This is a genomic window from Pyrobaculum islandicum DSM 4184, from assembly GCF_000015205.1.
Lineage (GTDB): Archaea > Thermoproteota > Thermoprotei > Thermoproteales > Thermoproteaceae > Pyrobaculum > Pyrobaculum islandicum.
In genome coordinates this window covers 1801956-1826402 of sequence record NC_008701.1, presented here as the reverse complement: position 1 = coordinate 1826402, position 24447 = coordinate 1801956, and the positions used below count along the sequence as shown (strand labels likewise).

Below are 24447 nucleotides of genomic sequence, written 5' to 3'. Positions count from 1 at the left end.
TGGTGTGTTGCGGCTTTTGGAGTTATTGTTATATACTGGCTGTGTCTTTGGTGGTATGGGGGGTTGGGTTAGGGAGTTTTTGTGGCTTGTCGCTATTGTGGTGGCTTTGGTGGTGTATTCTGTGGTGGCTGGCGTGGCGTGGCCTATTGCGGTTGTTTCTTCCTACTCTATGGAACCGACGTTGAGAGTGGGGGACTTCATCTTTCTGGTGGGTGCCAGCTGTCAGAGCGTTTCTCCGGGGGATGTTGTGGTCTACGTGGCTAGGAACCCCCTGTGGGTGGGGAGTTGGATTATCCACAGGGTGTATCAAAAGGTTGACCGTGGTGGCTGTGGCTTGATCACGTGGGGTGACAACAACCCGGCGCCTGACCAGGCGGCGGGGGAGCCCCCAGTTACAAATAACATAATTGGGAAGGTTCTCTTCACAGTGCCGTATGTGGGGGTGTTTCCGCTGGTGGTTAGGCCTCAGGGGGTGGGGGGCGAGGCCGTGGCGGCTTGGTTGGGGAGGCTGGCTCTCTTCTCTGTGGCGACTTACCTCTTCTACTTGTATTTCAAGGGGGGCGAGCCTAGGCGTAGGAGGGGGAGGAAAGCTATATAAGGGGTAGACGCGTCGGTCTGTGTGGAGGCCGTAAGAGCGGAGGGCCTAGTCAAGAGGTATGGCGATGTTGTAGCGTTAGACGGCGTGTCTTTTTCTGTCGGCCGTGGGGAGGTCTTCGGCCTCCTTGGCCCAAACGGCGCTGGGAAGACCACCACTATAAAGATCCTCACCGGCTTGACCAAGCCGACGGCGGGTAGGGCTTGGGTAGCGGGCTTCGACGTCGTTGAGCAGGGGCTGGAGGCGAAGAAGAGGATTGGCTGGATATCTTCCGAGGTTATCCTTGACGACGATCTCACCGCCTGGGAGAATCTGGAGGTGCAGGCTAGGCTCATGGGGGTGAGGGGGTGGAGGGAGAGGGCGGCGGAGCTGTTGAAGGCCTTTGGGATATACGAGGCGGCTGGGAGACCCGTGGGCAAGTTCTCCACGGGCATGCGGAAGAGGCTGGAGGTTGCCATGGCCCTCCTCCACGGCCCCGAGGTTCTCTTTATGGACGAGCCAACCGTCGGCCTAGACGTGGGGGCCCGCCTCGGCTTCTGGGAGGTGGTTAGGCAGATAAACCGGGAGTTCGGCGTAACTGTCCTCCTCACGACGCACTACATGGAGGAGGCTGAGTCTCTCTGCGGCAGAGTGGCCATCCTCAACCGGGGGAGGATAGTGGCGCTGGGGGCGCCCGACGAGCTCAAGGCGAAATACGGCGTAGACGTCATAGAGCTGGAGGTGTCGGGGCCTGTGGACCTCGCGAGACTGAGCCGCTTTGGCGAGACGACTGCGGCAGACGGCAGGGTGGTGGTCAAAGTGGCCAAGGCTGAGGAGGTGTTGGCCGACGTGGTCAAGGCCGTCGACGCCGTCAAAGCCGTGCGGGTGAGGAAGGCCAGTCTCGAGACGGTTTTTATAAACCTCACGGGGGCCACCTTCGAGGGGGAGCACATAGACGTGAAAAAGCTATATATGAAGATCCGCCGGGCCAGGAGATGATCTCCCAGCTCTACGCCCTATACAAGAGAGAAGTCCTCCGTCTCCTCAGGAGTAGATACATGTGGCTCATGGTGGCGGCTCAGCCCATCCTTTGGGTGGTCTTCTTTGGCAACAGCCTGGCGGGCCTCCCCCGGGGCTTCCTCGCCCAGTACTTCGGCGTCGAGAACTACCTGGCCTATATGATACCTGGCATGGCCTCCATAGTCATGCTCACCACAGGCATGTTCGCCTCCATGAGCCTAGTCTTCGACAAGAGGGTGGGGTACCTAAAGAGGGTCCTGGTGACCCCCACCCCCAAAACCGCCGTCTTCCTCGCCAAGGCCCTAGGCGCCGCCACCCGCGGCCTCCTCACGATACCCGTCATACTGGCGGTCGGCGCCGCCTTCGGCGTGAGGTACAACATAAACCCAGCCGCCCTAGCCCTCTGGGCCGCCGCCCTAGCCGCCGCCGGGATGGGCTTCGCCGCCCTCTTCACAGCCCTCTCGGTAAACACCACAGACGTCCACGCCCCCGGCGTAATAAGCAACTTCATCACCATGCCCCTCATGTTCACCTCAACAGCGCTCTTCCCACAGCAGTTTTTCCCAGACTGGCTAAAGGCCATAAGCGAGGTGAACCCCCTCACCTACCTCACCGAGCTCGGACGCGAGGCCCTCGTATACGGAGCGCCCCCAAACCCCACAGCCGCCCTGGCCACAGCCGCCTTCGCCGCCGCCACTCTAACCGCCGGCGTCATAGCAGTAGAGAAGTGGCTCAACGCAGATTAACACGACACAAGTCGCTGACCACAACCCTATAGGCTGGCTCGCAGCCGGGGTCAGGATACGCAGTCCTGGTCCTCAGACACCTCTCGGTCTTCTCCACCACAAGCCTCACCCCCACCCAACGCCCCACGCCTACGCACATCACGTATCTCCCCCCGTAAACGTTTTCGCCGAACGTGGTCGCTTTACGGGCCGCCTCTTCTCCCAACAGCGCCGAAAGAACCTTCCTAATGCAGTCGGGCGTTAGGAAGAGGCGTTGAGATAGATAATCCCAGAGGTGCCGGTGATGTCCCCTCCCTTCGATGTGTGCTATGTCAACCTCGTGGCGGCATCCTGATCCCATAACTCCATACCACGTTTACACAGGGTCTGCCTAATCTGTCGGAGGCTCCCACCCCCACGAAAACTCTGTCGACCTCTATATACGCCTCCAGCACAGTCCCGTCCTCGCCTCTGACTAATACACGTCCAATCTGCTTATCTTCAAGCGGCACCGGCCTTAGGGGAATTTCTTGCGAACAGAGGAGCCCTGCGTAGACCCTCCTCTCCGCCTCCACCGCTGTCTTCAGGACAAGCCCGACGTTGTAGCCCTCGCCCACCCTCTGGATCTCTGCCACAATTGGTATAAGCCTCACCGTCACTTTACCAAACTCCGGAGTTTCAAAAACCGCAACGGCCGGCTTATACTCCACTATAGAGGCCTCGACTGCCTCTACCATCTGGCTCTTTGAAGCGTCTCGCGCCCCTTCTCTGAGTAGAACTTCAGAAACTCAATCTCCACGTTGTAGATCCTCCCATCCCCGTCTAGATAGACTACAACCTCGGCGAGGCCGGCGACAGTCGCCGCAGGCGGCTCCTCCCAACGCCTAATTATCAACGTGTTGTCCACCACCTTGACCTCGGGTTGCAACACAGCACGAGGAGCCGCCGCCGGCTCGTAGTTAGAAGTCGAGTAGAAGTCCCGCGTCTTGTATATGTTAACGCCGAGGTTACTCACCACGTGCATAAACAACAGCCTGTTTCTATTTATCAATCTTTTGGCCCGTTTTTTGAACTCCCGGCTCTGAGAGAGTAAAACTCTTGGTAGCTGTAGGAGAGGCCAGGGCCGGCGGAGGCGTGTCTCGTCGTCGGCAGGAGTATTGAAGCCGTATTTCTTTTTTGATAGAAATATTTTTATGGTGTAGACGGGTAGATGTCATGGCTTCGGTTAAGAAATACACGCTTCCGAACCTGCCCTATGCCTACAACGCCCTGGAGCCGTACATCGCCGAGGAGATAATGAGGCTCCACCACCAGAAGCACCACCAGGGCTATGTCAACGGCGCAAACGCCGCCCTCGAGAAGCTGGAGAAGTTTAGGAGGGGCGAGGCCCAGATTGACATAAGGGCGGTGCTCAGAGACCTCTCCTTCAACCTCAACGGCCACATACTACACTCCATCTTCTGGCCCAACATGGCGCCCCCCGGCAAGGGCGGCGGCAAGCCCGGCGGGAGGACTGCCGACTTGATAAACAAGTTCTTCGGCAGTTTTGAGAAGTTCAAGGAGGAGTTCAGCCTCGCCGCCAAAAACGTGGAGGGCGTAGGCTGGGCCATCCTAGTATACGAGCCGCTGGAGGAGCAGCTCCTGGTGTTGCAGGTGGAGAAGCACAACCTTATGCACGCGGCAGGCGCCCAGGTTCTCCTGGCGCTAGACGTCTGGGAGCACGCCTACTACCTCCAGTACAAGAACGACCGCGGTAGCTACGTAGACAACTGGTGGAATGTGGTAAATTGGGACGACGTAGAGCGGCGTCTTGAGAAGGCTTTAAACGGCCAGATCGCCCTCAAGATTTAAAAACGGCACGTATTTTTTCCCCATTGGGAGCCCTTTTGACAAGGCGATTTCATATCTCAGGAGGCGATTTCCCGGCAAGAACGCATCTTGGGTAAAAAGGGCGTTGAGGCGGTTGGGAGATGTCGCTGAGGCGGTGGGCGGTTTGTATATAGTAGCGGGGAGGCCGGAGCTCGGAGACTGGAAGCCCCAGTACCAAGTGTGGTACTCGGCGGCGGAGGGCAAGTGGTTCTGTTCTTGCGGCCGCCGTGCCTGTACTCACATAGCCGCAGTCCAACTGTACATCGCCTATAGAAGGGCTCTTGAAATGAGCCAAGGCGCTTATCTCTACGTTGCAGAGGCCGAGGTGGAGTGCCCCGGGAGACTTGAGGCAAACGGCCGGCTGTATCTCAAGCCTTCTCCACGCGGCTTTAAAATCTTAGTTATATCTAAGAGGGGACGTATTGTAGTTAAATGTGGCGGCTACGTCCTCATGGAGCTCTTAGGCGAGAAAATGCCGGCGGCGGCAGCCGAGGCCCTGGCCGAGGCTTATGAAAGTGAGAAATAGGAAGGGAGTCTTCCGCCTTGTCCCAGACGCGCCTCAGAACTACCGCCGGCTTTATGTAGACGTCTTTTCTATAGCCGCCTCTCTCGCGCGGCCTGAGGAGATTTTCCACTCGGCAGCGGAGGCAGGGCTAGACGCCGTCTTTATAATAGACGCATGGGGAGAGGTCCACCTCCGCCTGGCTAGGAGATATATAGAGCTTTGCGAAACGTATGGCCTAAACTGTAGACTAGCCGAGAGAGGGCCGGCCGAGCTGTATGCCGTAGAGCTTTGTGAAACAGAATGCGGCGCCGGCTGTGCCGTAGTGACAAGAGATTTCGACGCCGTTTTAGCTGCGGGGAGATGTGCCGTGTTGATATTTAGAGGGGGCAGGTTTTACAGAGCGGCGGCAATACATAAATAGAGGGGCGGGGGTTTAGACGTGGAGCTTCCAGAGCTCGGCGAGTTGGAGTTAGAAAACCCAGAGCTCTCTGCGTCAGGCCCCGCGGAATATACTGTCTCGTTTGGCAGGCCGTGTAAAGTCGCGGCTAACATCAGGATAGACGTCCTCTCTTTTATATGGCCTAGGATACGTGCCAAGGCTCTCGCCGCAGTTTATAAATGTGGCGACTTCTGGCCCCACTTCGATGTAAAAATGAAGGCCGTCTCTCTCGGCAGAACTATATATGTCCTAGTTGACTCAGTCTCCCGCCACTTAGAGCCAGACGCCGAGGTGACGCCGCTAGAGCGGGGGCTCCTTTGGAATTACGCGGCGAAGATAGGCGCCGCTGCGCTGTGTAAAACCTTGAGAGAGGTGTTGCACATAGACACAGGCTGTAGAACCTACGCCTTACTAGAGTAAAAATCCCGGCAGCTGTAGTCAACGTCCAAAACGCCAGAGGCGTCACATGTATTAAGACATCACATCGTTGAAACAACACCCAACTTTAAAAAGGAGCAGGCTTAACAATAAAAGAAAGATAGTTGAAAAAAGAGTTTTACTGTTTTTTAAGCTCCTCTATTCTCCTGTCTATCTCCTTTAGCAACACCTCTGTTATATACCGCCTCAGCTCCTCTAGATATCTAAGTTCTGCCTCTTTGCCCCATTGCGTGGGGTATAGACCCCATGCGCCGGCGCCCCACATCCCCCAGAAGCCTGGCCTTAGGTATGGCGGCAGGTGGCTCCAAGGACCTCTCCCGGGCCAGCCTCCCCACCACTTCCACCAGCCCATGTATGAAATATGTTTCACATGTATTTAAATTTTTCTATGGTGGCCCCTCTTTTTTACATGAAACTAGTTTCAGGGGGAGCCTCTCGGCGAGGGCTCTCGCCACTTTGTGGCGAGCTTGTTCAAGAATTCTCCAAAAAGTCGCCTTGGAGACCCCCACTCTCTCGGCTGCCTCCTCTGTTGTAAGACCTGCCACATGTATTAAATACATCGCCTCTATCTCGTAGCTACAGAGCTCTATGTAGTGCGTGGGGTGGAGGCCGGCGGCCTCCTTTATGGGTATATATAATAGCTCTTCAAAAGGGAGGGTTGTTGTAATCTCTGTCCTCGCCCCAGCCAGCCCCCAGCTGTGTCTGTGGCGCCTCCGGTGGCGCTGGCCCATTAAGGCTTTTTTAGCGCGAAGGGCTTGCCTTGGTATAAGATCTTGTCTGCTAGATCTGGGGCTAATTTCTTTAGGTCTTCGGCTATGTTCTGTAGGAAGGCGAGTTCCTCCTTTTCGTTTCTCAGCTCGTCTGGGAGCATCCTGGGTATCTCCTCGATTATTGGGTACCACCTGCCGCAGGTTGGGCAGTAGATGACTCCGGTCTCTATCTCCCACTTGTGGCACTCTTCACAGGGGAGGGCGTCTGGCTTGGGGTGCTCCTTTATCTTTAGGTCGCGGTAGGAGCAGTACTCCTCGCAGAAGGGCTTGCGGGGCCAGGTGTACTGCCTCTCTGGGTGCTCCGTCCGCTTTATGACTATTAGGCGGAGTGGAAAAGTCTTGTCGTAGGGGCAAGCCAAGACGTCCATAAGTCTATACTTCATACTGTACAAGAATATGTCAAAATATAAATAATGAGCTTGCGTTACTGCCGCGAGGCGGCTTTAGAGACCTCTTCTGCTATTTTTACATATAGTTTTCTAAATGCTGTTGACCTCGGCGGATGTGACGTCGATTTTATGACAACAAAGGCGTTGACGAGGGCGCGGTATTCAAAACTTGTCTTTATCCTCTCGTAGAAGCCGTCTAGAGCTGGGAAGCCGTTTTCTGCTAGAAATCTCCTGAGTTCCTCAAGCTCTCCGTCTTTTGGTTTGGCTCTGCCGAAGTTTACAACTCTGTCTGTGACGTGGCGCTCGCCGCCCCCCGGCAGAAGCACTTTGCCATAGGCCGCCTTGAGACGCCAGGTGGCGCTGTCTGTACTATCTACGCCAAGTAGGGCGAGTATGGGAGTTACAGAGGGGCTCCCCATGCCTAAGACGTGGAGGGGCCCCCGGTACTCCTCTCTAGCTCTCTTAATCAAGCGGAGGGCGTATTCTCTAGACCCCCTGGGAACGCCTCTTGTAATTAAGACGTAGGGCACGGCGGCGCCTATGGCGAGGGCTGGCGCGTCTCGGTAGAGAGAGAGGTATTTCTCAAAGAGCGCCGGGTCTCTATAGACATGTAACACCGGCACTACGGCGTCTCCCACAGACTTTCTAAGCTTTAGCCAGTTTTGATACGACTTCCGCATTTTTTTCTCGGCGAGGTCTGGGGGGTCTTCTGGAGACGGCGGGATGTCTAGAGAGAGGTATAGCTGGGCGTCGACCCGGCGGTATATCTCTGCGATCTTGTCTACGTCTAGCAAAAGCCCCCTCTTTAATATCTGGTAACCGCCTGAGTCTACCCAGAGCTCTCCCTCGTATCCAAGCACCCGCCGGGGGTCGCGTTTTATTTCAATTGCATTTATCATTACGCCTGGCACGTCGAAGTAAAGCCAGGGCTTTGGCACTGCAGAGAGGGGGCTTCCTAAGACTACTCTCACTTTATTTTATCTATTGGATTTATAAAACAGGCCCCTGGAGTTGGCTAAAACTTTCAGTGAACTGTAAGATATAATACATAGATATTATTAAAGACGCGAGGTTTTTAACCGTCTACTCTCTCCCTGCCATGTTTCTAATAATTGTAAAGACAGAAGAAGAGATTGCAAAAAAGCTATGGAAGATGTTAGACGGCCTAGAGCTAACGCCAGGGGTCTACTTAACCTGGGCGCCTAGAGAGAAAATTGTCAAGTCTGTCGACGCAATAAAAAAAGACGTGATTAAACGCTGGGAAGAAGAGGGCAAAGGCCCTCTTTTCGAAGCGGCAGTTCTCGAACTTACAGAAGAGCAGTATAAAGAGGTAAGGCCGCTTGCCAGAGGCGTAGTTGAGAAAATTGCCACAGCTATGCTTGAAGAAATGGAGAGACTGTTGGAGAAGATGCGGTCGGGGAAAGACCGCAGCCTATCCGGCTGGTATAGAGATCTAGCCAAGAGATACGAGAGATTGATAAACATAACACTTGCCCTAGATATAGAGCCGACAGTCATGGGAAAGCTTAAAGACAAGTGGAGAGAAGTGACGTTAGAAGCCGGCAGGAGACTTAGAAAAAGCTAGTCCAGCGCGATATCCACGATTCCTCCCGCCGCCTTTATATACGTTTGTAAAACGCCCCGGCCGCCGGGCCTCGGCTTGGGAGTTCTCACAACGCCTCCTTCAGACTCTGTCGCGACAAAGAGACCTACCTCCGGCGGGAGGTCTAGCTTTAGCCTAGCAGCACCTCCGGCTAGATCTAGCTTTAGGCTGGCGGCGCCTTCAAACACGCTGTACTTCAGCCTCCCTGTAAAAACTCCGCCGCTGAGGTCAATTTCTACATCTCCCCCGGCCAGGGCTAGGTCGGCTTTAACAACGCCGCCAGAGACGTCGGCCTTTAAGTTTGAGAGACTGAGGGAGATCTCTACATCGCCGCCTGCGACGTCGAGAGATAGAGACTTGACCTCTAAAAGCGCCATCTCAACTTCACACCCCTCGGCAGAGATGCGGCCGTCTCCCACTTCGAAATCTCTGGCGTCTTCACACCTCGCCACCACTTGGTTAGGCCCCCCGAAGATTTTCACTCTGCCCCCCGCCACCTCCACCTCCACCCTCCCCCCGTGGCTGAGGGGGCCGCGGTACACTTCCACAAGCTCTCTCCTCCGCCTAACTCCAGACTTCACGCCGCCTAGCGCAAGGACTTCTACAACAAGCTTTAGGAGAGTGGACAAGAGGCTTCTCTCAGTGACAATCCCCACGTCTCTTACCCTAGTCTCTACGTATGGGCGGAGGTGTTTCGGCGTTTTTACAACCCCCACGTCTCTAATCTCTTCGACTACTTCGTAGAAGAGCTCCGGCGGTATGTCTTTTTCAAACTCCACCACTGCCGTGTCGAAAATCCGCACCTTTTTCCCCTCTCGCTTGGCTAGCTCCAGGAGGTCTCTCCCCACCTTTAGAAAGACTCTGTCGCTGAGCTCAAGCTCTTTTATATCCAGAGACTGAGCGGCTTCTGTCTCGAGCTGTTTTACCACAGAGAGAGCCCTCCGCCCGGCCTCTGTCAGAATGTAGAACCCCCTCTCGTTTTTCTCTACGAGACCCCCAAGTTTTTTGATGTGGAAGGCGAGGGTGGGGCTGTCTACGCCCAGCTCTTCCATCAACTCGCTGTAGCTCCTCGGCCTCTCCTCAAGAAGCTTTAGTATCTTCCTCCTAATGGGGTGGGCGAGGGCTTCGAAAACGCGGTCCATGTGGATATCTCTGCGGCTGGAGATAAAGCTTTTTGTCAATATGACGCGACAAGCCGGCGTGTGTTATTGTAAATTTGAATTTATATAGGCGCGTCTCCTCTCTGGCGTGCGTCTCCGCGCGCGCTACATCCTCACGGGAGAGCTTGAAGTTGTGGAAAACGGCGTCGTAGAGGTAAACGACGAGGGCGTGGTGGCGGGGGTGGGTAAATACACTGGGGGTGTCGCCGCCGATCTTGGCAACGTAGTGCTTATGCCTCAGCTCGTCAACGGCCATGTACATGTTTTAGACGTCGCCATGTTAGACAGAGACGATATGTATATCGACGACTTAGTGGGGTGGCCCCACGGCGTGAAATACCACGTCGTTAAAAAACTTGTGAAGAAGGGTAAACACATCCCACTTCTAGAGAAGGTGGCGAAGAGAATGAGGAGATATGGCGTGGGGTGCGCCCTGGTATACGCAGAATATGCGGCGAGAGATGTAGAAGAGGTGTTCCGGCGGTGGGGGGTAGAGACTGTAGTCTTCCAAGAGGCCCATGGCGGCTTTCCAAACTATCCCAATGTCCAAGTGGCCACTCCCGTCGACCACCCCCCAGAGTACCTCCGGCAACTCAGAGCCAGGTATAAGCTAGTCTCTACCCACGTCTCTGAGACAAAAGACTGCCACGAAGCCGGCGATCTAGAGCTCGCGCTAAAGGTGTTAGATGCGGACGTTTTAATACACCTTGTATATATCACGCCCGAGGAGGTCGCGGAGATCCCGCCGTCAAAGACTGTCGTGGTGAATCCCAGGGCCAACGCCTATTTCGTTGGGCGGGTGGCGCCGGTGCCCCAGCTACTACACCTAAAGCCCCTACTCGGCACAGACAATGTCTTTATGAACGAACCAGACCCCTGGGCCGAGATGAAGTTTCTCCACGCCTACGCCGCCGCCTCTGGCTGGAGACTGGGCGAGAAAGAGATACTCGCAATGGCCACGGTCTGGGGCTGGGAAAAAATGAGGTGCATCCCGCCGATTGAGCCCGGCCACAGGCTCAGGGCACTCGCCGTGGCGGCGCCATACGCAGGAGAAAAGGTGTTGAAGTTCTTGGTGAAGAGGGCCGCCCACACAGACCTAGTGGCATTGGTGGAGGGCGCCTCTATAGAGCCGCCCCCCTCCTGAGGCGGTTCCCCGCCGCCTCCTGGTTCCTAGTCCACTTCGCCACGAACTGCCGGTAGCACTCCCTTGAACAGAAGACCCACGGCTTGTTGACACAACAAGTCTTGACTACTATGGCCCCGGCGCCGACCAGCTTGCCGCAGTTGGAGCAACGGAGCTCGGCCGGCCTCTGGACCTTAAGCTCGAACGGCATAGACCTCCTCTACCAAATCCTTATGTATTATCTCGGCCGCCCTTCTGCCGGAGAGGAGCATCCCGCCGAAGATGGGGCCCATTCTCGGCAGGCCGTGTACTGTACAGACCGCCATGCCCGCCACATAGAGGCCAGGCGCCACCCTCCCGGTGTGTTCTACCACGAGCTTCTCAGATACCTCAGCCCAGGCGGACTTCTCCCCTCTCACCTCTATGCCCAACTCTGGCACTTTTCTAGCCGCAATAGAGATGACTTCGGCGTCGTGACCCGTGGCATCTAGGACAGCCTTGGCCTGAGTATAGAGCGGGTCGACGTGCGAGCCAGACATCTGTATCGGCGTCCACACCCAAAGCAATCCAACTACCCTCGGCGGATCGCCCCGGAAGATCACGTCATCTACGTGGACTCCCAAGATTATCTTCGCTCCGGCGTCTATAGCGCCGGCGGCCAACTTGGCAATCAACTCGGCGGGGTCCACCGTGTAGAGGCCGTCGCCCACAGGCTTGTACCTAATTTTAAAATCTCTCAATACGGGAACCGCCTCCTCCTGTACCACAATCTTCGGAATCATGTTCCCACCTGGGCCAATCCCACCGCCAAAGGAAAACCTTCTCTCATAAACCACAACTTTGTGCCCCCTCTCGGCGAGATATCTAGCGGCCGTTAGGCCGGCAGGCCCTGCCCCAACTATAGCCACATCTACATCGCTATATTCATACAAATCTTCAAGCCCATGTTTTATTATCGCCCTCGCGATTTTTAACTCCATAAGTAATAAATGTGGTATAGATAAATATCTTTTCACCGCTGAACAGCCCCTAAGAGACGGGGGTTAACATCATGAAATTACTTATGCAGAACACAGAAATGTGAAAAAGGCGGTTTTTATGTATCTCCAGAGGGCAAGGTCCACCTCAGTATGTGTATGTAAAAGTGCATGACGTGGAGATCCGGCTTCTCCTCTATCATACCGAATTTATAGCCGCATTTTTTACAGGAGAGGATATAGACGTCGCTGTAAATGTAGACGTCAAAGCTGTCTCTGCCCTGGGTGCCGCAATTGGGGCAGCGCCACATTTCAAATTCCCATTCAGAACCACATACGCACCTCGCAACCGTCCGCTGTCTTTCGTAAATGCCGAGATCCTCCCGTTTCAGCACAACAAGAGAGGCAGGGTCGCCGCAGTTTTTACAACGGCCACCTACTCCGCCTCCCCCAAACCTAAAATAGAGGGCCCTCCTAACTACATAGTCCACCAGCTGCCTCGGGACGCCCCTCCCCTCTGCCTCCCTCCTAAGCCTCTCAACGTCGATAGACTCAATGACATATTGGGCAGGTGATTTATCCACATGGACCTCCAGACTTTTCGCTATCTGGTCGAGCTCGGATAAAAAACGGGAGGTTTCCCTAGTCTCTCTAAGACACTCTTGGTCTTCGCCACAGAGAGCTCTATACAGCGATTCCACGTCTTCTTAAGTAGTTTGGCATGTGTGTTTTTGCCCAGTCTAGTGGGATGGTTCCGTCGTTGAACATGGCGTTGAGTAGTGGTCTGTTTGTGGGGTGTAGTACGGCGAATATGTGAAGCGCTACGAAGAGTAGCCCTAGGGCGAAGCCGACGTCGTGTAGCAACAGCATAAGTCTCGCCTCCGCTAGAGATAGGCCTAGGGCGTCTCTATAGACAAGCGCCACGCCGCTAATAGAGAGGAGTACTACCGACGCGATAAGCACAAGCGCCATGTAGGCAACAAACACGTTGTGTCTCTCCATAGACGTCTTGACGTCCTCGGGAAGCGGCCTGCCGAAGAGGTAGTGCCCAGCCAACGCCTTAGCTTCCCTAATCTGTTGGCCAAGCGGCTTGCGGAAGGCGTCAAAAATCCTCACCTTCTTAAAGAGGAGTAGATTGACGGCGTACACCAAGAGCAACGCCCCCCATATATGCCCTAGAAATCTGTGGGCAATTCTAAACAACTGCACGCCGGCTGTAACGGCGTCTGTGCCCACCGCCGCCGCCAGGGGGGCGCCCACCGCGTACACCAGAGGGGCCAAAACCTCTATGGCAAATAGAGCGCCGCCAGTAATCGCCAACACAGTAAACAACAACAAATTCCACTGGTGGGCAACCCTATACCCAATACTTACAACCTCCACTCTATCCATGTATAAAACTAAGTAGAAGTTTAAAAACTTTTATTTTTTCTCTTCTACCCTCGCCCGACGCCAAGCAACAAAACCCAAAACAGCAAGAACGCCAGCAAGCGCAGCGCCTCCTATGGTGACAAGCGGCTTCAAAACTTCTCTGACTTCCTGCACAGCCACGGGCTTGCCCTTGTCGGCAAAGTGTCTGTCTATGGCAAAGCTCCTCCTCTCAGAGGTCACATATATCCACCTGACAGAGCCGCCGACGTATTTATCCACGTTGAGGCCATATACCTTTCTGCCTTTAGCCTCCTCCTGCCTAGCCTTTTCAATTATGTCCCTCGCCGGCCCGAAGGTAAACACTCTATTTGGACATACTTCGACACATGCAGGCTCCTTACCGTTTTGTATTCTGTCTACACAGAAGGTGCACTTGTAGAACTTTCCGTCGTCTCCCCTCTTCGGCACGTCATAGGGACATGCCATCTGGCAGTAGCCACAGCCAACACACTCGTCTCTATTTATTACAACGGCGCCCTCGGGGGTAACTTTTATCGCGCCAACAGGACAAGCTCTTGCACATGGCGCCTCAACACAATGCATACAGTTGAATGGAAGTGATGAAATTTCTATCTGACTAAAAGCGACTTCTCCAGCTGGTGTTAACAGATACTTTTTAGTTACACCCTCATAGTAAAATACAACCTTCCAACTTTTTGCTGTTAGCGATTGTGGCGAAGTTAAGCTACCTGTAAATGTTGTACGTTCCGCAGGTAATCCATTCCACTCTTTACATGCCACTTGGCAAGCTCTACATCCAATACATCTGTCTAAATCTACTAAAACAGCAAAGCCCTCGTCTGGTTTGGGAAACTTTATCGACACCATAGTTACACCATTTCAGCCTTCTTTATTTTGCCAAGCCATGCCTTAGACTCTTGTATTGTAGTAACTACATCTCCTACGTCGGGAACTATAAAATTAGCTACAGCACCGCCTATATATCCCAGAAAGCCAAACGTCCAGACAACGCTTACAACGGGTATTTTCTTACCATTTACATTTAGATACGCCATCCCCTCCGTTACATATGCTTTAAGCCTTATGGACCCTCTTGCTGTTATTATATCCACATAATCGCCTGACGCAATCCCTAGTTTTTGAGCAATTGCTCTAGGTACATATACAAAGGGCTCTGGCACTAATTCTGCTAACATGGGAGAGTTTCTGGTCATAGTACCGCTGTGGAAATGCTCGGTCAACCTATTGCTTGTTATTACTACAAGTTCTCCTGGCAGACTCTCTAAATCTTTTGGCTCTAATGCTACACCAACAGGTTTGCCCCTTACAATATCTGGCTCTTCTTTCAGTACAGATATATTGTATGGATTTAGCCATGCCAACGTGGGGTATTTTATAGCTAGTTCTATATCAGGCGACTCTACAGGCTCGGTGTGTATAGGCCACTGGAAGTTATAACCCGCATACCATCCGCCCATATCGCCTATAGCTTTTAAGACAGCAATTTTAAGACTGCCAGACTCTTGATAATACTTACGTAGGAGTTCCCGCATCTGTTCCATCTTTGGCTTAAAGGCGCGCCATCCGCCACCAGAGAAATAGGGTCTTTTCACAGCAGCTTTAAAACTCGTAGTCTCCTCATCCCAGTAGAGCGTATCGTTAACCCAGAGATATTTCATACCAGTTTTTGCAACATATTCCTCAAAGCTTAAAGTCTTTACTTCGCCGCCCTCCTCTACTACAAACTTTCCGTCTATCTTTACCTCCCCTGTTCTAATATATGTAACTACATCTAGTCCACCAAAGAGGTCTGCCACGCCGCTTAACTTCCGCTTAAAACTTCTTGGAACCCAGAAGTTATGACCTGGGAGAAATGCTGGCCTATACTCGCCAGTGTATTCATCTATCCATTCCCCTGTCTCGCCTGTGACTACATACTCCCTACCTGCCGCCTTCACCTTAACTTCGGTCCCCAACATCACCTTTAGAACATCATAATTGTAGCGGAACCTCACGTTCATAGGCCAGCACCAGCCCCAGTCTTTATACACCATAAACTTTTTACTAAACACGCCATCTATCTCGCCCTCCTCTCTTAGTCTTGTGCTTTTTCTCATAGTTGTAAACTCGTCTCTTATCGGGTCGTAGATCCCTTGGTATAACAATACCGCGAAGTTTATCTCCTTGTTTATTATCCTTGGGTTAACCTCAGCTTCTATAGGCGAAACCGGCGCGCTCCTGCCCAAACCTCCTGCGTAGTTCCAACTTTCATCTGGTTTCAGAGACCTCTCATATACAAATACAAGCTTCCCGCCCTTTCTAAACGTAACTTTCTCAGTTTTTACACCAGCGACTTCACTCGGTAGTTTAATAACGCCGTACCGCCGTAGATATTCATATATTTTCGCAACAATCCAATAGTCAGGTCTTGAATCTCCTCTTGGAGACACAGCTCTATAAGTCCACTGAATTACTCCGCCTGTGTTTGTCCTAGTACCCTCCTTTTCTGCAAATGACGCAGCGGGAAGAACTACGTCAGCAAACCACGCTGTTTCACTCTGAAATATATCGGTAACCACAAGTAATTCTAGAGAAGATAGCGCAGCCCAAACAAGTTTAGTATTTGGATTAGTTACTGCCGGATTTTCGCCAAATATAAACGCGGCCTTAATTTCGCCGGCTAACGCCCTCCGCACAAATGTTATTTCAGAAGAGCCAGCCCCAAATGGGAAATCGCATATCACAACGCCGTTGACGGGGTCTTCCTCTGGTTTTGTCCCACAGAACAAGCCCCAAGCAAGCTCTAGCCTACGCCAGCCGTAGAATTTATACACTTGCAATACCTTTACTAAGTCGGCTTTACCTCTATCAGGTGCTGTTGTGGCAAATCTGTTACGAGCCCACTGTGGAACTTCCCAACTCCACGCATCGGGCATACCCTGTAATTTCCAGTCTTGATACAATCGCACCTCAAAGGGGCTGGTGGGATTGCCGTGGTAGCCAGGTAAGGCGTCCCAACCGCCGCCATGCATATCGGTAGTCCCTTGTACATTACTATGACCGCGGAATGGATGTGCACCACCTCCTGGATAGCCCACATTGCCCAACAGCAATTGGACAATAGCAATAGCCCGAATTATGTTTATAGTGGCATTTGTGTGTTGTGTGATACCCATCGCCCACTGTATTACGCCATGTTTCTTATGGTTTGTAACCACGCCGCTGTTTTCTACATAGATCTGCGCTACAGTCCTTAAGAGGTCGACAGAGACGCCCGATATTTTTGATACTTCATCGGCTGTATAATCTTTAAGCAATTCCTTTAAGTCCGCCAAGTCGTCATCTGTGATATTCCAGCGGCTCATAAGTCTGCGAAACTCAGGGAGTTGATCTATGGGCGGGTTTCTCTCAAAGAAGGCGTAATGTAGTATATAGTGTAGTATAGCTGTTTCTGTACCAGAACGGAAGGGAACCCATATATCAGAAATGGCGGCTGTTCTGGAATATCTTGGGTCAAAAGTGATAAATATAGTACCCCTCTCTCTTTTACCCTTGAGAAAGTGTGCAAGAGACACTGGATGAGCCTCGGCGGGACTTGAGAAGAAAAGCACTATATCTGCTAGGGCGAGATCCTCTAGCGTGGCCGTTTCTGCCCCCCATCCATATGTTACAGCAAGTGCTGCCACTGTACTTGAGTGACATTTACGGTATTGGGCGTCCATGTTAGACGTACCAATAAATGCCGCAAGCTTTCTAATTAGATATGACTCTTCATTTACAAGAATAGACGAGCCAATTACTTGTACAGGCACATCTTTACCCACGTAGTAATATCCGTCTTTTTGCGCCGGAGCCCCTGTGTTTTGTCTCCAGCGGCTTAGAATTTCACCTAGTCTCTCCGCAATGTATTGTAGCGCCTCAGTCCAACTTACCTCTCTCCAATTGGGCGGATATTTCTTAGCGATAGCCACAAGTTCATCCCAACTCTTAGCCCTAAGTAGCTCCTCAGGTGGAGGCTTGGGGCCTGTTCTAATCATCGGCTTTTTCAGCCTAAGCTCATTATCAACAACTTGAAACGCCGCCTTGCCCTTAGGACAGAGAGCCCCTTTGTTTATGAAAGAATCTTGAGACCCCGTGGTGTGGACTATCTTGTCACCCACTACGTACATGTCTATAGAACATCCTATGGAACAATAGGGGCAGACGACTGGGACTACAGAGGCTTTTATTATGTCAGTCTTCCTGCCTATTTCGCCGAGAGTCCACTGAGTCTTCCACTCTTTAAACGGCACTTGCGCCGACGCTGGAAGCGCGAAGGCACTACCTGCGATTGCGGCTATCTTCAGTAGACCTCTCCTAGTCGTCGCCAGCGTCATAACACACTCCTCGCCGCCCCCTTGTCTCTCCTACCTAACAGCTTCTTGGCGGTGAAACATGTGTAATCTTCCGTAGCTTCGTAAAGGCTAGAGAGCCCGTCTACCGCCTCGGGAATCTCACCTAGCAATTTATCCAGGTCCCCCCTTAACTTTGCATACTGAAGCTCCACTGCTTTAAAAGCTGTTTCAAAAGATACATCTGCCATAGGTAGCGTGAATAAAACGGCCGTATTTATACTATGTTCGAAATGGCTTCGAATAATGTTTATATATTGGATGGACAGAGTAGGGTGAAGCCCCTGGTTTTTACGTTAGCTATTAGCGGTATCCCAAGTTTACACGCCGCCTCGACGCCGCTGTAGAGAGGCCCCCGGAGGGAGACTATTGCCGAGACGCCTATAGAAGCTAGCCTATTCACGATGTCTGCAGAAACGCGACCAGTCGTAAATCCGATCTTTTTCTGACCTTTAAGACCCTCCATTAGGTACCTCCCCACGAGCTTAACAACACCGCTATGGCGGCTTGTGTCGTGGACAACAAGCCAAACTCCGTCCACGTATAGGGCCGAGGTGTGCATCGCCAACTCAGGCTCGACGTGCCAAATTGTGTATTTTGTAAACTCCCTCGCCAACTCTACAGCTACCTCAAGCGGAACCTCTCCGCCTTTCCTAAATTTAATAAGGGGCGCCACACCGCAATCCTCTGCGTATGAGACAACCATAGTCCTTCTGCCTCTCGGCACCTCTGCCCAAATCCTTGTACCCTCTATTTTTAGGCGGGCTTGAGATATGTCGTCTATATATCCCTCTGAATATAGGTAACCATATGCAAGAGCCTCGAGGTCGACAGGCGCTGATATAAACACGGCAGACTTCTCCCCATTTACATAAACCTCTACCTCCGCATCTACAGCGATCTTAATACTGCCTACCTCTCGATACGACATGGCAACACCACTAGACCACATCTCTTGCAGTAACCGGCAAACACCCCATTTATATAGATCCCTCTGTGAAGGCCGTCTATCTCTACGCCGTACTTCGCCGCCACAGCAGCTACAAGCCGGTTTCTAGCGCCGCGGAGCACAGCCACCGCGGCTAGATCCAGCCACGTTCCCCCCCGCATCCCCCTCATCAACTCGAAAAAGCTACAGATTTCGTCTCTATCAAACTTGCCAAACTCCCTCCTAACGGCCGCCGTCAATATGTCGTCACAGCCAAAAGACCGGTAGTAGGCTAGGTATGCACCGGCCTCTGTCTTACATACACCGCTTGCACAACGTACAGCGCCTTCTCTTGACAGTCTCTCCACCGCGTAGTAGACCGTAGAGTTGGAAAATGGAGAGAGGCGAGCCAGACGGTAGACAGAAAAGACCCCCAACTCCAAGGCCTTTCTCAGAACCCACGTGACCGACACCCATCATTAATAGCTATGTATACTTAAGTTTTCCCACTACCCAAAGCCGGAGCCTGCACCGGCGGCCTCCTCGCCTGTGGGCATAGTAACGTTGGCGGGGATGAAGGTGGGTATTGTTATGTTTGTAGTAAAATTTATCGTGGGGTGGTTGCTTGGGTAGAAGTATGGAGTTAGCACTGCAAGGCCAGCTAGGGCTACGCCGGCAAGGGCCACCGCCACGATAAATACGTAGGCGGCAAGGCTTAGCCTAGTCGCCATCTTTATCGCCCCCCTCGGGCATGTATACGTACAGAGGCCGCAGCCAGTGCAGCGCGAATAGAGGACACGCGGAGGTCTCAGAGCACTTGTAGGACATGCTCTTACACAGAGGTTACATTTAACACATCTGTCTCCGTCTATCGCCGCAACTCTCCTCGTTAGCTTCATAGCGAGAGGGCTCGGGCCAGCCCCTCTCTGTGGGCCACTGAGAGGTAGGCCAGGTAGCGTTGCACGTCGAGATCTCCCGTTAGTATGAACTCCTCGACGGGAGTTGGCTTGGGCTCTCTGAGGTAGAGCCACTCGCCGCATCCCCTCAGCGTGAGGAAGTCGATGTAGTTGTCAACAACGACGAAGTCCCCCTCCACGCAACCACCTAGTCTTGGAAACTCGATTTTCACAACTGCCTCAACCCCCCGTAGCTTGAGGAAGGCCAGTTGCGCCGCTTGATACATCGCCCTTTCCCGGCCTTTTACTAGGTCGGGGTCGTAGTAGCACCTAACCTCGAACCTCTTGGTAAGGGCGTGTAACTGTCTAATGAGACTCTCGCCCCTCGCGTAGAAGGCGTCGGAGAAGCCCGTCTTCTCGAGCAGTTGTCTCTTTGAGAGATAGCCGTAGACATGGGAGATGAGGAGGGGGCAGTGGGCCAGGGGGAGGGAGAGGGTTTTGCCCCTCCCCCTCAGGAGGTTTATCAAAAAGGGGTGGGTTTCTGGGACGGAGTATATGTATATCACGGAAGCTCGCGGAGGTCCGGCACCTTCGGCGGCCAGTAGTAGGCAGACTTGGCGGGCTTGGGGCCTATGCCCAGAGCCCACAGGAACGTGCGCCTCATCCCAATGAGGTCGGGTCTCGCGCAACCGGGCGCGCCGGGCTTCCTGTTGGGGCACAGCACCTCTCCCCTGATTATGCCGAGTATACGTGGGAACTCCAGCCTCAGCCCGCCCCACCTCTGGGACCACAGGCTGTATATGCCCTGGGCCAGCTTGCCCCTGCTGCCGTGTGTCAGTAGTTTGTAGAAGAAGTCGAAGGCGGCCTTTGCGGCCTCGAAGTCGAACTCCATAGAGCCGTACTCCTTGGGGTCCGCCTTCTCTATCTTGACCTTGAAGTGCCAGAGGTTAGTCCAGGCGATGGGGTCGTTGGTCTGCGGGAGTACGAAGTCGTAGGTGGTGCCGGTCTCCTTCCACCAAACGTACTTGGCGAGGTCCCAATAGGGCATGCCCCTCTCCTTGTACAGCTTCGTAATCGCGATCTTGCCAAGCTCCTCCTCAGACACAGGCGCGGGATCGGCGACCTTAGTCCACTTGAGACGCCTCCAGTTGAAGTCCCCCGCCCGTATCTTATCCACGAGGCTTGCGCCGTCTACCTTGATATCAACGGTCTGGAAGACCGCGGAGGTTGGGTAGGAACCGGCGACCTCCAACACTTTGCTGTAGTTCCACCAAGCCGGCCTCCACCTATATGCGCCGTGTAAAAGCACCACAACGCCCTCCCTCACCCTGGGAGTGACCCACACTTTTGTTACAAAGCTAGACACCTCTAGGTCATTCAACGCCTGGATCAATACCCTAACCCTCACCGTGTCGCCGGTCTTGAGGCCCAGCAACTGGGCGTCTATGGGGTTCATCCAGAGGTAGAGCGAGGGCCACAGCTCGAAGGAGTACCACATCTGTTGCACGCGGGTGTTCTCGCCTTGGTACAAGAAGCGGGAGTTGGCGACGAGGTCGAACTCGCCCTTCCTCGGGTCGATGCCGGTGGTTAAGCCGGGGATCCTCGCCCAGAAGTCGTGAATCGGTATGACGAAGTGCAGCTTCGCGTTGATCAACTTCTGTACCGTCGCCAAGTCTCCTGCAATGGCTTTCTTTAGGTCCGCCTCCAACGGGATAATGGGTATAGACACCTCTCTTAGCTCCTGCTCAGCCATGGCCGGGCTGTACCACTCAAGCTTCAGAGTGTGGGTGACGGTGCCGAGGACGTTGAACCCGAGGTATATCTCGCCGTCGATCTCTACGCCGACTATGTTGCCAGCGCTATCGTAAGCCAGCTTCGTGATGGGGTCTACCCTAGCCACCTGCTCCCTCGGCACCTTCTTTAGGTAGGTCTTCTCGGCGTATACGTTAGTGTCGTGTATGACGAACTGGTATAACTCCAGCGCTTCCACGGGCTCCAGGCCTTTGTCCTTTGAGAACTTGACGACGGTGGGCGAGTAGGCGTATACAGCCCAGTTGTACATATCCCATATCGTCGGCATCACTTGCTTCCTAATATCATTTACGAACTGCTCGTAGGTAATCTTCCCGTCGTAGAGGTCCCTAATCAGCTTCTCGGGCAACTGCTCGGGCGGAATGCCGAGCTGCGCCGCGTAGCGCTTGCCTCTGTTGACATCGATTAGGAAGGCCAGCCTGTCGGCGAGACTGGGTATCTTCACCTTAGCCCCCAGGTAGTCCACCTCCTTATCCCTCAGCAGGTCCTCCACGGGCCTCCCGTTTTTCTTAGCCATAAGCACCGTCTTCGCTATAGTTCTCCAGGCCAGCTCCAGATACCACTCCTCCGGCGAGATGACGTCGCCAAGGCCTATCTGCTGGTGGGCCTCAAGCGCAGATCTATGCGGGTCCTTCGGCCTCCAGCCCATCCTCATCAAGAATATGACGTAGGAGGGCCACCGCACGCTGAACCACCTATCTGGCGCATATATGCCGGGGGCGGCCGGCTGGGGGTCGTGACGCTCGAACCAGTGCCCCTCAGATATACAGAGGTCTGAGAAGTAGCAACTCTCGTTCCAGAACTGGGTCATGTGTACAGTAAGTTCTACTTTATCTGGATTTGCGAAGAACCTCACCCACTGGGCGCCGGCTTGATACGTGGCTGGCGGATTCACCACACGCCATATCCATACATACACTCTGTCGGGCACTGCAAAGCCGAGGCTTCTCCAGTACTCTTGCCACTCGGGGTCGTACATCCTGAAGGGTATGGTGTTAGTGGGGTCGTAGGACCCGAAGGCGCTTTCCTCTGGCGCTATCATGTTTATGTTCCAGACGGCGGGCCCGTCTAGCTTCCTCTTCAGCACCTGGGCCGCGAGGGTGCCTTGCCACCAGTAGTACATGAAGTCGGTGTTGTGCCACGAGGCCGCGCCGGTGCCCCCCACTGTGCCGACGGCGCCTGTCAGCGCTATTAGTAAGAAGAACATCCTCGCCAACATCCACCCGCCGTAGGTCTGGACGGGGCCGCGCCACTGGTTTATAGACAGCGCCTTGCCCGCCGCGGCGACCTCTTTAGCTATGGCGCGTATCAAGGTAGCGGCGTTTCTGACCTCCTCCTCTGTCAATGGGTCGGGCGGCGGCGTCTTGGCGTTTAGCCTCGTGACCCACGCGGCGTATTCGGGGGTGAAGTTCGCGAAGTACTCCCTTAGGAACTTCTGGAAGTAGTCCCAGGCCTTGGCGTAGTCCTTTATGTAAACCACGCCGTCTTCTGTCACGCCGTATATGTCGTCGGGCGGGAGCGTCTTTATGTAGCCCATGTTGTAGAGGTGTTGCAACAGCTTCCTATCCCTCAGGAACCAGTCCCAGTTCCACCACCTCCTGACAAACTCCCAATCCACCGCGTTTAGCTCGTTGATGAGGACGTTTGCCACAGCCGCCCACAGCCACGCCTCGGTGCCAGGCCACGGAGCCACCCAGTAGTCGGCTAGAAGCTCCGTGTGGAAGTACTTCTCCCTCACCGAGATGATCTTAGTCCCCTTGAACCTCGCCACCGCCAGCCTAGGGCCGTGAGACATTAAGAAGTGAGCAGCGTCTCCCAGGTGGCCCATGCCGTGATTGACCACCACCTTCGCCCTGTAGTAATCCGGCGAGTTGCGGTCCATAGCGATCCAGAGGTTGTTGCCTAGGCGGGCGCCCGACGAACATAGGTTGGTGTGGCTACCGAAGGCGTGTTGTTGCTCCCAGTCTTTAACCCAGGGGTGGTGGGTGAAGTAGCCGGTCTGTAGAGGTCTGCCCTCGTGCCAGTGCAACCTCGTCGAGCCTATGGGGTTGCCCTCGACGAAGTACTCGTAGAAGGCTTTGGCGTAGTAGTCAGACACGATTTCGAGAGACTCGTCGTAGGTCACCCTAACGAAGTTGTCGTCGCCTCTGGCGCCTACCCTCTTGCCCGTCTTGGGGTCTATCTTGCTCAGTATATACACTATTCTGTCTGGGTGGGCCGCCGCGGCGGCGGCGCTCTGGCCGCGCACGCAGAGCCCCCAGTTGCTCTTGTTGAGCGGGTTGACCATTACCTTCCGAGCCAGTTTCGTGTCTTTGTCTATCCACACCACGAAGTGGCAACTCACCTCGCACCCGCCACAGACTCCGCCGGTGGCTATGAAGTACCTCCTCTCCCTGGGCTTAGGCCACGCCTTTGCGTCGTACTCCCGCCAGTCTATCCAGTTCTCCCACCACTTCAGGGATATGGTCTTCAGCCCGTCGGGGGTGCTCACCTCGAAGGAGCCGCCCACCTCCTTCACCCCGCCAGTGGGCGGGACGCGGTAGAGGGTTGGGTACCCCTTGAACTTGCCGGTGGCGCCGCTCCACCAGTTCTGGTCCTGCTCCACCTCGCTGTAGAGCTGAGCTTTTACAAAGGCGCCGGCGGCGATCCCCACCGCCATCGCTGCGGCGCTCGCCTTTAGGAAATCTCTCCTTGAGAGAACCGCCTCCGTCATGGCCCACCCCTCTTCTTCACCTCTTCCACATACGCCTTGTGGTGCGCCATCCACCACTCGATCGGCACATAGCCTTTCGCCAACAACTGCGACTTAAGCATCGGCCAGTTGGTGGGGAAGATCGCCATGAGGAAGTGTATGGGGAGTGCGGCAAAGAAAATGAATGCGCCGAATATGTGCAACAGCGACATGAAGCCCCTCCACCAAGGCGGGAGGATCTGCATATAGAACCACTTCTCCACCACCAGGAACAGCCCGGATACGCCCAGGAGGAGCAACCCTATGATCGTGCCCCACACCCACATAACTTGGAACGGGTGGTAAAACGGCGTAGGCGGATACTCCTTTCTACGGCCGAGCCTGTACTCGGCGACTTCCTTAAACACGCGGAGCGCCTCGCCGAACTTCGTGATTTCCCTAAGCCCAGCCCTCTTGTCTGAGGCGGCCAGGACTATTAACACTCCTATGAACATTAGTATTGGCCCAACCCAGTCGTGGAGTATGCTTATCAGCTGGCTGGAGGTGTGCGGCGCCGGCAGGCCGAGCGCCACCCCAAGTCCCTCGAATATGTTGACCTCGCCGAATTTAAAGAACATGGGGAGCCCCGTTATGAAGCTGATGGTCATGCCCACGAGTAGGAACAAATGTGCAATCTGCGTAGCGGGCTTAAACCTAAGGACGTATTCCTTGCCCCCCTCGGTCTTTATCAACGGCCTCATAGCC

Annotated in this window: 30 protein-coding genes; 9 read left to right on the top strand and 21 right to left on the bottom strand. The window is 54.0% G+C overall.

The genetic code is table 11. From position 1 onward, the window contains the following. The first annotated feature begins 55 nt into the window (after positions 1-55). The 3 genes from PISL_RS10375 to PISL_RS10365 are packed head-to-tail and all read left to right on the top strand — an operon-like array spanning position 56 to position 2340. Positions 56-598 (top strand): signal peptidase I, encoded by a 543-nt coding sequence (locus tag PISL_RS10375; protein WP_053240517.1) that lies wholly within the window; start codon positions 56-58, stop codon positions 596-598. A 21-nt stretch (positions 599-619) separates the two neighbouring features. Then, a complete protein-coding gene (locus PISL_RS10370; protein ID WP_011763736.1) occupies positions 620-1573 on the top strand; it encodes an ATP-binding cassette domain-containing protein in 954 nt (317 codons plus the stop codon). After that, positions 1570-2340: an ABC transporter permease gene (locus PISL_RS10365; protein WP_011763735.1), complete on the top strand. Its 771-nt coding sequence runs from the start codon at positions 1570-1572 to the stop codon at positions 2338-2340. Before PISL_RS10370 ends, PISL_RS10365 begins: the two co-directional genes overlap by 4 nt. Here the strand turns inward: PISL_RS10365 and PISL_RS11140 are convergent. Genes PISL_RS11140 through PISL_RS10350 form a run of 3 tightly spaced genes read right to left on the bottom strand, consistent with a single transcriptional unit; the run spans position 2327 to position 3343 of the window. Continuing rightward, on the bottom strand, positions 2327-2680 hold the full coding sequence (locus PISL_RS11140; protein ID WP_167827693.1) for a hypothetical protein: 354 nt from the start codon (positions 2678-2680) through the stop codon (positions 2327-2329). The two genes, PISL_RS10365 and PISL_RS11140, sit on opposite strands and share 14 nt — an antisense overlap. After that, entirely contained in the window at positions 2652-3056 is a 405-nt protein-coding gene (locus PISL_RS10355) for a hypothetical protein (RefSeq protein WP_011763734.1), read from the bottom strand. Before PISL_RS10355 ends, PISL_RS11140 begins: the two co-directional genes overlap by 29 nt. Next, positions 3050-3343 carry a hypothetical protein gene (locus PISL_RS10350; RefSeq protein WP_011763733.1) on the bottom strand — a complete coding sequence of 98 codons (294 nt, stop codon included), beginning with the start codon at positions 3341-3343 and terminating at the stop codon, positions 3050-3052. Before PISL_RS10350 ends, PISL_RS10355 begins: the two co-directional genes overlap by 7 nt. Before the next feature lie 191 nt (positions 3344-3534). Between PISL_RS10350 and PISL_RS10345 the strand changes: the two genes are divergently transcribed. The 4 genes from PISL_RS10345 to PISL_RS10330 all read left to right on the top strand — a co-directional run bounded on the left by PISL_RS10345 (position 3535) and on the right by PISL_RS10330 (position 5552). Further along, positions 3535-4170: a superoxide dismutase gene (locus PISL_RS10345; protein ID WP_011763732.1), complete on the top strand. Its 636-nt coding sequence runs from the start codon at positions 3535-3537 to the stop codon at positions 4168-4170. A 103-nt stretch (positions 4171-4273) separates the two neighbouring features. Then, entirely contained in the window at positions 4274-4714 is a 441-nt protein-coding gene (locus PISL_RS10340) for a hypothetical protein (protein ID WP_011763731.1), read from the top strand. After that, the gene (locus tag PISL_RS10335) at positions 4698-5114 is read left to right on the top strand and encodes a hypothetical protein (protein WP_053240514.1); all 417 of its coding nucleotides are present in this window, start codon (positions 4698-4700) and stop codon (positions 5112-5114) included. The genes PISL_RS10340 and PISL_RS10335 overlap by 17 nt, the downstream gene beginning before the upstream one ends. Positions 5115-5132: 18 nt before the next feature. Continuing rightward, complete coding sequence (locus PISL_RS10330; RefSeq protein WP_011763729.1) at positions 5133-5552, top strand: hypothetical protein; 420 nt, start codon at positions 5133-5135, stop codon at positions 5550-5552. A 136-nt stretch (positions 5553-5688) separates the two neighbouring features. Here PISL_RS10330 and PISL_RS10325 read toward each other — a convergent pair whose 3' ends face one another. The 4 genes from PISL_RS10325 to PISL_RS10310 are packed head-to-tail and all read right to left on the bottom strand — an operon-like array spanning position 5689 to position 7700. Continuing rightward, complete coding sequence (locus tag PISL_RS10325) at positions 5689-5922, bottom strand: hypothetical protein (RefSeq protein WP_011763728.1); 234 nt, start codon at positions 5920-5922, stop codon at positions 5689-5691. Between the two features lie 34 nt (positions 5923-5956). Next, positions 5957-6301: a DUF134 domain-containing protein gene (locus PISL_RS10320; RefSeq protein WP_011763727.1), complete on the bottom strand. Its 345-nt coding sequence runs from the start codon at positions 6299-6301 to the stop codon at positions 5957-5959. Then, positions 6301-6723 carry a Trm112 family protein gene (locus PISL_RS10315; protein ID WP_011763726.1) on the bottom strand — a complete coding sequence of 141 codons (423 nt, stop codon included), beginning with the start codon at positions 6721-6723 and terminating at the stop codon, positions 6301-6303. Before PISL_RS10315 ends, PISL_RS10320 begins: the two co-directional genes overlap by 1 nt. Positions 6724-6764: 41 nt before the next feature. Then, positions 6765-7700 (bottom strand): tRNA guanosine transglycosylase family protein, encoded by a 936-nt coding sequence (locus tag PISL_RS10310; RefSeq protein WP_011763725.1) that lies wholly within the window; start codon positions 7698-7700, stop codon positions 6765-6767. Between the two features lie 128 nt (positions 7701-7828). Here PISL_RS10310 and PISL_RS10305 point away from each other — a divergent pair, with 128 nt between their 5' ends. Beyond that, positions 7829-8314 (top strand): hypothetical protein, encoded by a 486-nt coding sequence (locus tag PISL_RS10305; protein WP_011763724.1) that lies wholly within the window; start codon positions 7829-7831, stop codon positions 8312-8314. Here PISL_RS10305 and PISL_RS10300 read toward each other — a convergent pair. Beyond that, positions 8311-9474, bottom strand: a complete 1164-nt coding sequence (locus PISL_RS10300; protein ID WP_011763723.1) for a winged helix-turn-helix domain-containing protein — start codon at positions 9472-9474, stop codon at positions 8311-8313. The two genes, PISL_RS10305 and PISL_RS10300, sit on opposite strands and share 4 nt — an antisense overlap. Positions 9475-9580: 106 nt before the next feature. Here PISL_RS10300 and PISL_RS10295 point away from each other — a divergent pair, with 106 nt between their 5' ends. Beyond that, complete coding sequence (locus PISL_RS10295; RefSeq protein WP_011763722.1) at positions 9581-10636, top strand: amidohydrolase family protein; 1056 nt, start codon at positions 9581-9583, stop codon at positions 10634-10636. Here the strand turns inward: PISL_RS10295 and PISL_RS11135 are convergent. The 13 genes from PISL_RS11135 to PISL_RS10235 form a co-directional block, all read right to left on the bottom strand. Then, the gene (locus PISL_RS11135) at positions 10614-10826 is read right to left on the bottom strand and encodes a hypothetical protein (RefSeq protein WP_011763721.1); all 213 of its coding nucleotides are present in this window, start codon (positions 10824-10826) and stop codon (positions 10614-10616) included. The genes PISL_RS10295 and PISL_RS11135 overlap by 23 nt on opposite strands. Continuing rightward, positions 10810-11595 carry a sulfide-dependent adenosine diphosphate thiazole synthase gene (locus PISL_RS10290; protein ID WP_053240513.1) on the bottom strand — a complete coding sequence of 262 codons (786 nt, stop codon included), beginning with the start codon at positions 11593-11595 and terminating at the stop codon, positions 10810-10812. Before PISL_RS10290 ends, PISL_RS11135 begins: the two co-directional genes overlap by 17 nt. A 116-nt stretch (positions 11596-11711) precedes the next feature. Continuing rightward, entirely contained in the window at positions 11712-12293 is a 582-nt protein-coding gene (locus tag PISL_RS10285) for a formate dehydrogenase (protein WP_011763719.1), read from the bottom strand. Further along, positions 12277-12984: a cytochrome b/b6 domain-containing protein gene (locus tag PISL_RS10280; RefSeq protein WP_011763718.1), complete on the bottom strand. Its 708-nt coding sequence runs from the start codon at positions 12982-12984 to the stop codon at positions 12277-12279. The genes PISL_RS10285 and PISL_RS10280 overlap by 17 nt, the downstream gene beginning before the upstream one ends. A gap of 30 nt (positions 12985-13014) precedes the next feature. Further along, entirely contained in the window at positions 13015-13851 is an 837-nt protein-coding gene (locus PISL_RS10275) for a 4Fe-4S dicluster domain-containing protein (RefSeq protein WP_011763717.1), read from the bottom strand. A 2-nt stretch (positions 13852-13853) separates the two neighbouring features. Next, positions 13854-17360, bottom strand: coding sequence for a molybdopterin-dependent oxidoreductase (locus tag PISL_RS10270; protein ID WP_011763716.1), 3507 nt, complete (start codon positions 17358-17360; stop codon positions 13854-13856). Next, positions 17357-17566: a hypothetical protein gene (locus tag PISL_RS10265; RefSeq protein ID WP_011763715.1), complete on the bottom strand. Its 210-nt coding sequence runs from the start codon at positions 17564-17566 to the stop codon at positions 17357-17359. The genes PISL_RS10270 and PISL_RS10265 overlap by 4 nt, the downstream gene beginning before the upstream one ends. A gap of 59 nt (positions 17567-17625) precedes the next feature. Beyond that, complete coding sequence (locus PISL_RS10260; RefSeq protein ID WP_245218402.1) at positions 17626-18327, bottom strand: formate dehydrogenase accessory sulfurtransferase FdhD; 702 nt, start codon at positions 18325-18327, stop codon at positions 17626-17628. Beyond that, entirely contained in the window at positions 18288-18776 is a 489-nt protein-coding gene (locus PISL_RS10255) for a hypothetical protein (protein WP_011763713.1), read from the bottom strand. The genes PISL_RS10260 and PISL_RS10255 overlap by 40 nt, the downstream gene beginning before the upstream one ends. Before the next feature lie 36 nt (positions 18777-18812). After that, a complete protein-coding gene (locus tag PISL_RS10250; protein ID WP_011763712.1) occupies positions 18813-19202 on the bottom strand; it encodes an ATP-binding protein in 390 nt (129 codons plus the stop codon). Then, positions 19199-19765, bottom strand: a complete 567-nt coding sequence (locus PISL_RS10245) for a hypothetical protein (RefSeq protein ID WP_011763711.1) — start codon at positions 19763-19765, stop codon at positions 19199-19201. Before PISL_RS10245 ends, PISL_RS10250 begins: the two co-directional genes overlap by 4 nt. Next, complete coding sequence (locus PISL_RS10240; protein WP_245218400.1) at positions 19762-23781, bottom strand: molybdopterin dinucleotide binding domain-containing protein; 4020 nt, start codon at positions 23779-23781, stop codon at positions 19762-19764. The genes PISL_RS10245 and PISL_RS10240 overlap by 4 nt, the downstream gene beginning before the upstream one ends. Continuing rightward, positions 23721-24443 carry a cytochrome b/b6 domain-containing protein gene (locus tag PISL_RS10235; RefSeq protein WP_011763709.1) on the bottom strand — a complete coding sequence of 241 codons (723 nt, stop codon included), beginning with the start codon at positions 24441-24443 and terminating at the stop codon, positions 23721-23723. Before PISL_RS10235 ends, PISL_RS10240 begins: the two co-directional genes overlap by 61 nt. Positions 24444-24447: the final 4 nt, after the last annotated feature.

Bases quoted from the DNA above. Each gene is read 5' to 3' on its own strand.
- PISL_RS10375 (WP_053240517.1), top strand. From the start codon at position 56: ATGGGGGGTTGGGTTAGGGAGTTTTTGTGGCTTGTCGCTATTGTGGTG.
- PISL_RS10365 (WP_011763735.1), top strand. From the start codon at position 1,570: ATGATCTCCCAGCTCTACGCCCTATACAAGAGAGAAGTCCTCCGTCTC.
- PISL_RS11140 (WP_167827693.1), bottom strand. From the start codon at position 2,680: ATGGGATCAGGATGCCGCCACGAGGTTGACATAGCACACATCGAAGGG.
- PISL_RS10355 (WP_011763734.1), bottom strand. From the start codon at position 3,056: ATGGTAGAGGCAGTCGAGGCCTCTATAGTGGAGTATAAGCCGGCCGTT.
- PISL_RS10350 (WP_011763733.1), bottom strand. From the start codon at position 3,343: ATGCACGTGGTGAGTAACCTCGGCGTTAACATATACAAGACGCGGGAC.
- PISL_RS10345 (WP_011763732.1), top strand. From the start codon at position 3,535: ATGGCTTCGGTTAAGAAATACACGCTTCCGAACCTGCCCTATGCCTAC.
- PISL_RS10335 (WP_053240514.1), top strand. From the start codon at position 4,698: ATGAAAGTGAGAAATAGGAAGGGAGTCTTCCGCCTTGTCCCAGACGCG.
- PISL_RS10325 (WP_011763728.1), bottom strand. From the start codon at position 5,922: ATGGGCTGGTGGAAGTGGTGGGGAGGCTGGCCCGGGAGAGGTCCTTGG.
- PISL_RS10320 (WP_011763727.1), bottom strand. From the start codon at position 6,301: ATGGGCCAGCGCCACCGGAGGCGCCACAGACACAGCTGGGGGCTGGCT.
- PISL_RS10315 (WP_011763726.1), bottom strand. From the start codon at position 6,723: ATGAAGTATAGACTTATGGACGTCTTGGCTTGCCCCTACGACAAGACT.
- PISL_RS10305 (WP_011763724.1), top strand. From the start codon at position 7,829: ATGTTTCTAATAATTGTAAAGACAGAAGAAGAGATTGCAAAAAAGCTA.
- PISL_RS10300 (WP_011763723.1), bottom strand. From the start codon at position 9,474: ATGGACCGCGTTTTCGAAGCCCTCGCCCACCCCATTAGGAGGAAGATA.
- PISL_RS11135 (WP_011763721.1), bottom strand. From the start codon at position 10,826: ATGCCGTTCGAGCTTAAGGTCCAGAGGCCGGCCGAGCTCCGTTGCTCC.
- PISL_RS10290 (WP_053240513.1), bottom strand. From the start codon at position 11,595: ATGGAGTTAAAAATCGCGAGGGCGATAATAAAACATGGGCTTGAAGAT.
- PISL_RS10280 (WP_011763718.1), bottom strand. From the start codon at position 12,984: ATGGATAGAGTGGAGGTTGTAAGTATTGGGTATAGGGTTGCCCACCAG.
- PISL_RS10275 (WP_011763717.1), bottom strand. From the start codon at position 13,851: ATGGTGTCGATAAAGTTTCCCAAACCAGACGAGGGCTTTGCTGTTTTA.
- PISL_RS10270 (WP_011763716.1), bottom strand. From the start codon at position 17,360: ATGACGCTGGCGACGACTAGGAGAGGTCTACTGAAGATAGCCGCAATC.
- PISL_RS10265 (WP_011763715.1), bottom strand. From the start codon at position 17,566: ATGGCAGATGTATCTTTTGAAACAGCTTTTAAAGCAGTGGAGCTTCAG.
- PISL_RS10260 (WP_245218402.1), bottom strand. From the start codon at position 18,327: ATGTGGTCTAGTGGTGTTGCCATGTCGTATCGAGAGGTAGGCAGTATT.
- PISL_RS10250 (WP_011763712.1), bottom strand. From the start codon at position 19,202: ATGAAGCTAACGAGGAGAGTTGCGGCGATAGACGGAGACAGATGTGTT.
- PISL_RS10235 (WP_011763709.1), bottom strand. From the start codon at position 24,443: ATGAGGCCGTTGATAAAGACCGAGGGGGGCAAGGAATACGTCCTTAGG.